This is a genomic window from Mesorhizobium sp. M1E.F.Ca.ET.063.01.1.1, assembly GCF_003998155.1.
Classification (GTDB): Bacteria; Pseudomonadota; Alphaproteobacteria; order Rhizobiales; family Rhizobiaceae; genus Mesorhizobium.
The window spans coordinates 1-509 of sequence record NZ_RZSC01001534.1 but is presented as its reverse complement, the minus strand read 5'-3'; the positions used below and the strand labels follow the sequence as shown (position 1 = coordinate 509).

The following is a 509-nucleotide window of genomic DNA, read 5'->3' as shown; positions in this document are numbered from 1 at the left end:
TCGCTGCGCTTTGCGCGCTGGCGGCGGCGGGTGCCGCCCTCTCTTTCTTCGCCGGTGTCGATGAATCGGAGCAGTATGTCTTCAACGAGACCAATTTCGACAAGCTGACGGGCCTGCTGGCGCGTCCGGCGATGGTCGGCAAGATCGCCGAGGCGGCCTCGGCGACGATCCGCACCGGCGAGCCGGTGTTCCTGATCGACATCGACATCGACCGCTTCAAGCACATCAACGACGCCATCGGCTACAGCTATGGCGACGAGCTGATCCGCGCCTTCGCCGAGCGGCTCAGGGACCGCATGCCGGAGGGCGCGGTGCTTGGGCGCATCGGCGCCGGCGAGTTCGCGGTGCTGCTGGCGGACCGCGAGCTGAAGGGCTCGGTCGAGAAGACGATCGAGAAGCTCATCGACGAGATGATGGAGCCCTATCAGCTCAATTCGCATCAGCAGTCGGTCAGCCTGTCGGTCGGCATCGTGGCGATGCCCAAGGACGGCGTCGACCCGGTCCTGGTG

Annotated in this window: 1 protein-coding gene; it reads left to right on the top strand. The window is 65.8% G+C overall.

Going from position 1 to position 509, the window contains the following annotated elements:
- Positions 1–509, top strand: a 509-nt coding sequence (locus EOA29_RS39640; RefSeq protein WP_145970168.1) for a GGDEF domain-containing protein, incomplete at both ends; no start/stop codon positions are given.